At 29.4% G+C, this 10876-nt stretch carries 11 protein-coding genes; 1 reads left to right on the forward strand and 10 read right to left on the reverse strand.

The annotated features are described in order from the left end of the window. Window positions 1-44: 44 nt before the first annotated feature. The 5 genes from Q0G30_RS10715 to Q0G30_RS10735 all read right to left on the reverse strand — a co-directional run bounded on the left by Q0G30_RS10715 (window position 45) and on the right by Q0G30_RS10735 (window position 4640). Window positions 45-506 carry a PfkB family carbohydrate kinase gene (locus Q0G30_RS10715; RefSeq protein ID WP_294389654.1) on the reverse strand — a complete coding sequence of 154 codons (462 nt, stop codon included), beginning with the start codon at window positions 504-506 and terminating at the stop codon, window positions 45-47. Beyond that, window positions 484-771, reverse strand: coding sequence for a PfkB family carbohydrate kinase (locus Q0G30_RS10720; RefSeq protein ID WP_294389657.1), 288 nt, complete (start codon window positions 769-771; stop codon window positions 484-486). The genes Q0G30_RS10715 and Q0G30_RS10720 overlap by 23 nt, the downstream gene beginning before the upstream one ends. A gap of 18 nt (window positions 772-789) precedes the next feature. After that, window positions 790-2262 (reverse strand): glycoside hydrolase family 32 protein, encoded by a 1473-nt coding sequence (locus Q0G30_RS10725; RefSeq protein WP_294389659.1) that lies wholly within the window; start codon window positions 2260-2262, stop codon window positions 790-792. Between the two features lie 369 nt (window positions 2263-2631). Further along, window positions 2632-3672, reverse strand: a complete 1041-nt coding sequence (locus Q0G30_RS10730) for a nucleoid-associated protein (RefSeq protein ID WP_294389662.1) — start codon at window positions 3670-3672, stop codon at window positions 2632-2634. A 71-nt stretch (window positions 3673-3743) separates the two neighbouring features. Then, window positions 3744-4640, reverse strand: coding sequence for a LysR family transcriptional regulator (locus tag Q0G30_RS10735; RefSeq protein ID WP_294389665.1), 897 nt, complete (start codon window positions 4638-4640; stop codon window positions 3744-3746). A 261-nt stretch (window positions 4641-4901) separates the two neighbouring features. On the opposite strand from Q0G30_RS10735, the gene Q0G30_RS10740 reads away from it, so the two are divergent. Beyond that, complete coding sequence (locus tag Q0G30_RS10740) at window positions 4902-6131, forward strand: MFS transporter (protein WP_294389679.1); 1230 nt, start codon at window positions 4902-4904, stop codon at window positions 6129-6131. A gap of 63 nt (window positions 6132-6194) precedes the next feature. Here Q0G30_RS10740 and Q0G30_RS10745 read toward each other — a convergent pair whose 3' ends face one another. The 5 genes from Q0G30_RS10745 to Q0G30_RS10765 all read right to left on the reverse strand — a co-directional run. After that, window positions 6195-7469, reverse strand: coding sequence for an MFS transporter (locus Q0G30_RS10745; protein WP_294389681.1), 1275 nt, complete (start codon window positions 7467-7469; stop codon window positions 6195-6197). Next, window positions 7459-8259: an ABC transporter ATP-binding protein gene (locus Q0G30_RS10750; protein ID WP_294389683.1), complete on the reverse strand. Its 801-nt coding sequence runs from the start codon at window positions 8257-8259 to the stop codon at window positions 7459-7461. Before Q0G30_RS10750 ends, Q0G30_RS10745 begins: the two co-directional genes overlap by 11 nt. A 2-nt stretch (window positions 8260-8261) precedes the next feature. Then, window positions 8262-9269: an iron ABC transporter permease gene (locus tag Q0G30_RS10755; RefSeq protein WP_294389685.1), complete on the reverse strand. Its 1008-nt coding sequence runs from the start codon at window positions 9267-9269 to the stop codon at window positions 8262-8264. Beyond that, window positions 9269-10261: an iron ABC transporter permease gene (locus Q0G30_RS10760; protein ID WP_294389688.1), complete on the reverse strand. Its 993-nt coding sequence runs from the start codon at window positions 10259-10261 to the stop codon at window positions 9269-9271. Before Q0G30_RS10760 ends, Q0G30_RS10755 begins: the two co-directional genes overlap by 1 nt. Beyond that, window positions 10248-10876: ABC transporter substrate-binding protein (locus tag Q0G30_RS10765; protein ID WP_294389689.1), on the reverse strand; the 629-nt coding region annotated here is incomplete at its 5' end. The genes Q0G30_RS10760 and Q0G30_RS10765, both read right to left, overlap by 14 nt.

The raw sequence follows: 10876 nt of genomic DNA on the forward strand, positions 1-10876 counted from the left end.
ATATGAAAAGTACTTCATTTTAAGCTAATCTATATATTCATTTATTAATTATACGCAAAAACTTCATCCCATGTTGGAATTGATTCAAGTGCTCCTAGCTTAGTTGTTGTTATTCCTCCAACTAAATTTGCCATTTCCACAATCTTCTCCATACTCTTTCCAGGTTCATTCAAAATTTGTGCAATAACGGCTCCGATAAATGCATCACCAGCCCCTGTAGCATCTTTCATCTTTACTTCTTTAGTTTTGATTAATATTTGTTTTTCTCTGTTACTTAAAAGAGTACCTTCTTTTCCTAATGTAACCATAAGATTTTCACAACCTAAATTAACTATATATTGGCTTGCTTCCTTGATATCCTCTATGCCACTAATTAACTTTGCTTCTTCTTCACTTAACTTAACTATATTACTATCTACAATAAATTCTTTACAACATTTAATAAATTCTTCTTTATTGTTTCCAAATAAACTTTCTCTATAATTAGCATCGAATGATATTAGCAAATGTTGTGTTATTCTTAATCTTAAATAAAAGCTCCGTATTTATATTATTATTATTTAATGTATCCTCTAGAAAACCACCGAAAGCATCATCACCTACGGTCCCGCAAAAATATGCTTCTGCACCTAATTTTGAAATAGCTGCTGCTACATTTGCTGGAGCACCACCAGCTTTTTTTATAAAACCATCTGTTGCTTTTAATGTTTTACCTATATCCATTGATACAAAATCTATTAGCGCCTCACCTGGACATATAACTTTCTTCATAATACACTCATCACCTCACTATAAAATTGCTATATCATACTTTTCAATATTAATTATAGATTCTCCTATTGATTCAAAAGTAATATCCTTAGCACTTAGCGATGTATAGAATGTTGATGTCATAGCTTGCTCACCATCATTTACAAATACCTCTACTGAATATCTATCTAATAATATTCTTAATTTAATATTAGTGCCCTCTTTTTTAACCTTCATATCACGCTTATGAACCATATTTTTAAGTTTACCAGAATAACTTCTATCAAAAGTAAGAATATTATTAACAGGATTATAGATTAATAAAGTTTTATTTTTTGCATCTTTTGCTAAGGTAATTATAAACTCTTTACTATCCTTAGCATCAACTTCCACTATCAAATCTAATGTTCTACCCTCAATACCAGCTAATGACATTTCGTTTTCAACTTTTATATCCTTATATTTAACCATATTCTTACGATAATTTTCTAATTCTCTAACAGGCTTTTGAACAACTACTCCATCTTTTATATTAAGTTCTCTTGGTATAGTCATCATCCCACACCATTTAAACTCTTCTGGTATAATTTTATTCTCCCAATTCTGCATCCACCCTATCATTATACGTCTTCCATCTTTAGACTCTAATGTTTGTGGCGCATAAAAATCTAATCCGCCATCTATAAGTTCTTCTGAAGTTCTTTCAAATCTACAATTTTTCTTATCATAATTACCTTTTAAGAAAATAGAATTATGACCATTATGATATCCTTTTTCATTCGCTCTAACTTCCATTGGTGAAATTATAAGAACATGTTCTTCATCAAGCTTAAAAAAGTCTGGGCATTCCCACATAGTTCCTATCTTATTTTCGCTCTTATCAAGTACAGTAACAAATTCCCATACTTTTAAATCCCTTGACTTATACATAAGGATTTGACCACCATTATCAGCAGCTCTACTTGCAATAACTGAGTAAAACCATTCACCTTCTTTCCAAATTTTTGGATCCCTAAAATCTTCTTTACTGCTTCCTTCTGGTAATTGTTCATGAGTTATTACTGGATTACAATCTAACTTTTCGTAATTTATTCCATCTCCAATTGCTATACATTGAGTTTGTCTAACAATTTTATTTCCACTATTATCTTCCTTTTCTGATACTCCCGTATACATAAGTATATGCTTCCCATTGTCTTCTACTGCACTCCCTGAAAAGCATCCTGACTCATCGTATTTTTCATCTGGAGCAATAGCAACAGGTAACTGTTCCCACTTAATAAAATCTTTAGACTTACTATGTCCCCAATGCATCGGTCCCCAATATGTTCCATATGGGTGATATTGATAAAATAAATGATACTCTCCTTTGAAGCTTGAAAACCCATTTGGATCATTTATCCACCCTATAGGTGCACATAAGTGAAATTCTTGCTTTTCTTCTTTAAGTATATTTTTTATATTATTATCTTCATATTCTCTTGCTCTTTCCAAGATTGATTTATTTTTCATAAACATTTCTCCCATACTGTTGTAACATTATAGAGGATATATTAATTTCATATTTAGATTTCAATATATACTCCATTTTCCTAATTATTTATAATATTCATCAAAATATTTTTGTTTAATTTCTAAAGCTTTAGATAATCCCAACTTTTCCATTTCTTCTAAATATGCACTCTACTCTTAAATAAAATAGTATTACCATATAATAATAACTTTTGTATACTACTTCTATAAAAAGAATAATCCGTATCAATAATATTTTGATACGGATTATCCTGCTACTCATTATACTTTATAAATTATATCTATTGGTATTTAAATTTATTTATTTTATTTTTTTACTATCTCTAATAACTAATTCAATTTACTATCTTATTTTTCAATATAGTTAATTACATGTTTTATAATCATATTAATGCTTCCATCACCATTACGTTGAATTTCAAATTTACTATTATCATGGTAAGCATCTTCATTTATGTATAGATCAATATCCTTATCTATTTTAAGTCTAATTCTCTTAAGCTTCTTTTCAACCCAAGCCTTATCAACAGCAACCTCTTCTTCTAATCCATTCCCTTTCATAAAAATTTCAAAGTCCTGTTTTTTGGTTAGATCTTCCTTGAATAATTCATTAGAAATCTCTTGAATATTAATAGAATCCTCTTCCCTTAGCTTACTCTTAACAGTACTTCTTATTTTTTCTGCTTCATCTGCATTTTCAGTAATATTACTTCTAGTCCAAGTTTCTGCAGCCTTTAAGAAAGTCTTTGTCATATCCCTTTTATTAGCAACAATGCTACAACCTAAAAAGCTATTCATAAAATAATTAGCTCCATATTCATCATCTTCATTAGATTTCTTCTGTTTATCAATTACATATAAATCAAATGATTGCCCCTCCCTAATAGGTTTTATAAATGCTGCTTTTTGAATTCTTTGGCTGCTACCCGGTAAACCTGCTGCTTGTGGAACTATTCCTATACCAATTTTATCATTAACAAATTCTACAGAATGAGTAAAATTCTTAACATAATCCATTTTTAGTATACCTATCATTGGACCAACATCTGTAACTAAAGATACTACTATTAGGTCACAGGCTGGAATATTAACATTTCCTTTCATAATAGAAAAAAGTTGTCTTGATAGCTCCTTAGATAATCCTAGAAAGTCACTATCTACTCCATTTAAATAATCTTGTACTATCTCCTTTACAATATTTCTTTCTGAATTAAAAATTGCTGTTTTTAATTCCTCATCCTTTAGACATTTTTCAATATGCTTATGTAAAAACTTATAAATATCTTCACTTAACTCTAATGTGTATTCATTTAAAATTGGCTCTGTTGAGTTACTATCAAGAATATGTATTACTGCTTCCTGAATATTTATATCATTTATGTATTCCAAAATATCACCTCTATATGTATTATACTAACGTTATTAATATTTTCTACCGAAACATTATAACACTTATTAAATTACTTATTTAAAAGCTTTTTACTATACTCTAAACTATATTTTTTAAATAGATTTACAGATGGAGTAAGATATCTATTTTTTAAAGTTGCCAAATAAATAAATCTTTCATGCTCAGGATTTATTATTGGTAATACTTTAACATTATAATATTTTAAAGATGATATTCTTGGAACAACTGCAATTCCATAATTTATTTCAACTAATCCTGCAACAGCATTATCTTCTTCTACCTCACATATAGTATTTGGAACAATATTTACCTCCTTAAATAAATCCTGTATAATCGATCTAATTCCACTTTTTTCACTAAAACCTATAAATGGATAACTAGCAACTTCTGTTAAATCTACAGATTCATTTTTTGCTAAAGGATGTTCATTTGATACAATAAGTACTAACTCCTCATTAGCAACTGGAATAAAGTCTATATCTGGCTCATCTTCTACCATTGAACAGAATACCATATCAAACCTTTCTTGTTTTAATCCCTCAATAAGGGCCTTTGTAGTGCCCTGCCCAAATAAAAATTTTATATCTTTATTTTTATCAATCTCTGTAAAATCCTTAATAAGATGTGGTATAAACCTTGGACCTAATGTATAAATATATCCTAACTCTATAGTTCCTGTAGACACATTAGTTAATTCTCTAATCTTTTTTTCTCCCTTTTCTAACTCACTTAATGCTCTATCTACATATTCAAAATATATCTTTCCGTATTTAGTTAATTTAATATTTCTTCCTTGCTTTTCAAATAAATAAGTTCCTAAATCTTTCTCTAATGTTGACATTGCATGACTTAAACTTGGTTGTGTTATTGATAATTCTTCAGCAGCCTGTGTATAGTGTTCTAATTTTGCTAAAACTCTAAAATAACTTAAGTGATTTAAATTCATATATAACATCCCTCCTATTTATTAAATGTAATAATTAATTTTGTATAGAAAACCATAACTTTGTTATAAATTGAACTTACTATTTTTCTATTGTTTTTTAATATTCTTAAACATTATAGCATATCTATAGATATTTTCTATAAATAAACACAATAATATGTATTAGAATAATCAAAAATAATATATTAAAATTTATTTCGTAAGTAAAAAGAGAACTTTATACACAATTACGTTAAATTTTTATCAAAAGGAGTATTAAAAATGCAAAATACACTTACAAAAAATAAGTATATGCCTACGGCATTATCTATGTATATTAACTACTTTATACATGGTATGGGTTGTATAATATTAGCCCAAAATATTGATTTCTTAATGGAACAATTTAATACTAACAACGCTGGTGTATCTTATGTTATCTCAGCACTTGGATTAGGTAGATTAATTGTATTATTTGTATCAGGTATATTATCTGATAAATATGGTAGAAAGCCCTTCGTACTTTTAGGTATGATAACTTATGTATTATTCATGGGTGGTATATTAGTAAGTACTAATGTTACTGTGGCATTCTTCTTTGCATTATTAGCTGGTATGGCTAACTCATTTATGGATGCTGGTACATATCCTGCATTAACTGAATGTTTCCCTAAAGCATCAGGAAGTGCTAATGTTGCAATTAAAGCATTTATTTCAGCTGGTCAATTTGTATTACCTTGGATAATCAGCTTCTTAATTGCTAACAACCTTTACTACGGATGGTCATTCATATTCTGTATCGCAGTATTTGTAATCAATGGATTATTTATATTTAAACTTAAATTTCCAGAATTTAAGCCAGTTGAAAGAGCTGAAGCTACTACTGAAGAAAAAGTTGAATCTAACGTTAAAGCTAACTTCTGGATTGAAGGTATCTGCTTAATATTAATCGGATTTACTGCTACTGCGACATTCCAAATAATTGCAAACTGGTTACCATCATTTGCAAGAGAAGTTGCTGGTGTTGAACAAACAGTTTCTCTTAAACTTATAAGTATATACAGTACTGGTTCAATAGTATCTGTATTTGTTACTTCAATATTAGTTGCTAAATGGATTAAACAAGTTAGATTTACTTTTGTTTACCCTCTAATATCTTTAGTAATGTTAATAGTACTTTGGATGTTCCCAAGCACTATAACTTGTGTAGTTGCTGCATTTGTAATTGGATTCTCTGCTGCTGGTGGAGTTCTACAATTAGCTTTAACTTCAATGTCAGAATTATTCCCAGCAAACAAGGGTAAAATTACTGGTATAGTATTTACAGCTTCAAGTATTGCTTCTACTGTGGTACCAAGTATCACTGGTATATTAGCAGATATCAACTTAAGTCACGTAATATTATTCGATATTGGAATTACAGCTTTAGGTGTTGTATTAGCACTTATAGTTAACATAAGATATAACATAGTAAAAAAGAATGAATTAGAAGCTTCTAAAAAAGCTGCTTAATAATATTAAAGAGATTGTGCAAAAAATGCACAATCTCTTTTTTAGTTAATTAGAAAAATAAAATTAAGTATTTTTTAATCCTCTTACGTTCCACTTAATAAATAACATAAGTCCAATATTAAATATAGCTGAAACTAATAATATAATTCCTATTGGTATTCCCATATCTATAACTTGTCCAAATAATAACTGCCCTGGTGCAACACTTATAGTTGCTACTGCCGTTGAAAATGCTGATACACGTCCAAGCATTTCTCCTGGCACTTGCTTTTGTATAAATGTTAAAGTTAATACATTTGATAATGATAAAGATAACATTATTGCAAGTCCTCCAAGCGCAAATATTCCTGCTAGGGCATAATTATTTAACTTTATAAACCCTAAAGTAGACATTACAATAACACCTGCTATCATTGGGAAATATGTATAATGTACCTTTTTCATAGAAAACATATTTGGTTTCACACTAATCCAAAATCCACCTAATATCATTCCTAAAACGCAAATTCCCTCAACTATTCCATATATTTCTGAAGAAAGTCCTAAAAATACATTTATAAAATATGGTGCAACTATTGATAATATTGGCACTAGAAAAATATTGCATAAAGCATATGATGCTATAATTCCAAGTACAATTTTCTTTTCATTTTTTAAATAAATAAAACTTTCTTTCATATCTGAAAATGATCTTTTAATAAAATCCATAGATAATATCTTTTCATTTTCCTTAGTTGCTGCTATTTCATTTTTAGTAGATACATTTTCCCTAGCTACATCTGGAATATCTAAAAATAACTCCATTATCGCTGAAACGAAAAAACTTATTGCATTTATTATTACTATTATTTTTATTCCTAATAACCCATAAAGAATCCCAGCTAGTATAGGTCCAACAAAATTAACTATTGATCCCACTTGATTTATTATTCCATTTGCTGAAGTTAATTTTTCTTCTTCTACTATTTGTGGTATTGAAGCTGTTACTGCTGGTCCATATAAAGTAGCACATATTGATAATATAAACATAACAGTTCCAACTATTAAAGCATTATCATTTCCCTTAAGTAATATAAAAGCATAACCTCCAATTAATATAGAACAGAATAAATCTAAATATACCATTATCTTTTTTCTATTTATATTATCAGATAATCTACCTGCAATTGGTGCGAATAAAATATATGGTATTGTTGATATTGCTAATATATTAGCAAAGGTAGCTGTACTACCTGTAAATTCTAATAAATATAGTGACATACTAAATCTTTGAATTGCATTTCCAAAAAGAGAAATAATTTGCCCTATAACTATTATTATAAAGTTTTTATTTTTCATCTGTCCCCCTAAATAGATCATATTCCATACATATTGGATATTCTCCATCTTCACTTATTGTAAGGTTGGCATCTATTCCATATATAGTATTTAAATTTTCTTTATTAATTACATCTAATGGTCTTCCTTGACAAATAATTTTTCCCTTTTTAAGACCAATAATATTATCTGCAAATCTACAAGCATTATTAAGCTCATGAAGAACTATAACTACTGTAATATTCTTTTCTTTATTAAGCTTTTGAAGCACTTCTAATACTTCTAGTTGATAAGACATATCAAGATAAGTTGTCGGTTCATCAAGCATTATTATTTCAGTTTCTTGAGCTAAGGTCATTGCAATCCAAGCTCTTTGTCTTTGCCCACCAGATAAATTTTCAACTCCTCTATCAGCAAATTCACTAAGACCTGTTTCTTCTATTGCCCAATCAATAACCTTCTTATCATGACTAGTAAGGCCTCCAATCATTTTTTGATGAGGAAATCTACCAAATGCAACAAGTTCCCTTACTGTAAGCCCATCTGGACAAACTGGTCCTTGTGGCAAGAATGCAACTTCTTTCGCTATATTCTTTTCTTTCACCTTTTTTATATTTTTATTATTAATAAAGATATCACCACTTTTGGGCTTATTAATTCTAGCTATAGTTTTAAGTAAAGTTGATTTACCACATCCATTAGCACCAATTATTATGCTTATTTTTCCCTTTGGTATAGATAAGCTCATATCTTCAATTATAGTATTGTTTTCATATGCTACGCTTAAGTTCTTTACACTAATAGCTTCCATGATTATTTCTCCTTCATCATTAAATAAATAAAATATGGTACTCCAAATATTGATACTGTTATTCCTACTGGAATTTCAATTGGAGAGAATAAGTTTCTTGAAACAGCATCTGCAAGAATAACTATAATAATACTTATCATTGCTGAAACAGTAATAAACTTTTTATGATAAGGACCAACTAACTTTCTTGCAATATGAGGAGATATAAGACCTAAAAACCCTATATTACCCGCAAAAGCTGTTGCTGTTCCAGCTAAAATAACTGCAAAAGTTAAGAATTTTTTTCTTTCCTTTTCTAAATTTAAACCTAATGATATTGCTAATTCATCTGAAAGGTTTAAAACATCTAACTTTTTATGATTTAATAAAACTACTATAAACATTAAAGCTACTATTGGAATTATTACCTTTGCATAACTCCATCCTGACCCCCAAAGGCTTCCAGATGTCCAAACTAATACTCTATTATAATCTCCAACTCCACCTCTAAAAGTAAAGAATGTTATAAAAGCATTAAGTCCTGCATTTAACCCAATTCCAATTAATAAAAGTCTTTTAGGCTTTATTCCTTTTCTACTAGACATCATATATATTATGAATGCTGTAACTGCAGCTCCTATTATAGCCATAGCAGGTAATACAAAAATAGATAATTGTCCAAGCTCACTATAATATGCTCCAGTTGAATATGTAATGAATAATACTGCTGCAACTGCTGCTCCAGCATTTATACCTATTATTCCTGTATCTGCTAAATCATTTTTTGTTATAGTTTGAAGAATTGCTCCTGCTGTTGATAATGCAATTGCCACAAATATACCAACTAAAAGTCTTGGAAGTCTAATAGTTAATATTGCTGTGTTTTGAAGTTTTGTTCCATTTCCTAAAAGAGTATTAATAACCTCTCCAGGTGAAATCTTATATGTACCCCAACATAGTGTAACCATAAAAGAGACTACTAATAAAATAAGCAAAACCGATATAACTAATTTAAACTTTTTCTTATTCATTATCCTCTCTCCTTTCTAGCCACTGATATAAAGAATGGTATTCCTATTAATGCTGTAAAAACTCCAATTGGTGTTTCATAAGGATTAAATATCATTCTTGCTGCAACATCTGCAAATGTTAAAAGAACTGCTCCAAGTAAAAATGAACATGGAATATTTCTTCTATAATCTTCACCTAATAACTTTCTAACTATTTGAGGAACTATAAGCCCCACAAAAGCTATATTTTTACCAACTGCAACAGCTGCTGCACACATTGGTATCATAACCATAAGAGTAATAAATCTTATTTTTTCTGGATTTTCTCCAAGTCCAATTGCAACATCATCACCTAAATTTAATATATTTATCTTTGGTGATAAGAATATGGCTATAATAAGCCCTATAACTCCTACTATAAATATTAATCTAAAATCTGCCCAACTTGCATTTCTAAAACCACCTGATACCCAAAATCCTATCATTTGAGATTGATTTGATAAAAGACCAATTACTGTAGTTAAAGAAATAAAAAATGTACTCATTGCTGTTCCCGCTAAAAGTATCTTTGCAATTGAGTTATTATTTGCTTTTTTTGATATAAATCCTAAAACTATTATTCCTGTTATTAATGCTCCTATAAAAGAAGCTATCATTACATTTTGAGTAGTTATTCCTATTCCTGCTGCATAAAAAATAGCTATTACTAAAGTTGCTCCTTGGCTTATACCTAATATGGATGGTTCAGCTATTGGATTTCTAGTAACACCTTGAATCATCGCTCCTGTTACTCCTAATACTCCACCTGTAAATAATACAGCCAGAGCCCTTGGAATACGTACATCCCTAACTAACATAAGTTCTAAAGTTTCACTATAGTTAAAGATACTATCCCAAATATCTGAAAACGTAATATGGACTGACCCTAGCCTAATGGCTAAAGTCAATCCTCCTATTAAGAGTAACAAACTACAAATTACAAATATTATTGTACGTTTATTACTTTGTTTCATTTAACATGTCACCTATTTCATCTACTAATATTTCTCTTCCAATTGGGCTATATCCTTGGTTAAAGTATGGTGATGATTCTAATATTACTACATTACCATTTTTAACTGCAGGTAAGTTGTTCCAAATGCTGTTTGCTTCTAATTGAGCTAAATCTTCATCTGTTGCTATTGCAAATATATAGTCAGCTTTAATTGCTGCTAATCCTTCATAAGTTACAACTGGTAAACTAATGTCAGTTTGTTCTGGCATTCCTTCTGGCTTAGCTAATCCCATATCGTTATATAATACATCACCAAATCCTGCACCATCAAAAACAAAGAATTGTCCACCACTTGCTAAGAATGAAAGATATGTTGTATCTTCACCGTATTCCGCTTTGATTTTATCTCCAGCTTCTTTTGCTTTAGCTTCATAATTAGCTATCCATTCATTAGCAACATCTTCTTTACCAAATACTTTTCCTAAAGCTCTAACATCATCTTTCCAGTTTAAAGCTTCTAATTGAATCATAACTGTTGGAGCAATTTCACTTAATTGATCATACATTTTTTCTTGAACTGTTGATATAACTATTAAGTCTGGATTTAAGTTCATAACTGCTTCTACATCCATAG

It is taken from the genome of uncultured Clostridium sp. (assembly GCF_934754925.1).
GTDB lineage: Bacteria > Bacillota > Clostridia > Clostridiales > Clostridiaceae > Clostridium.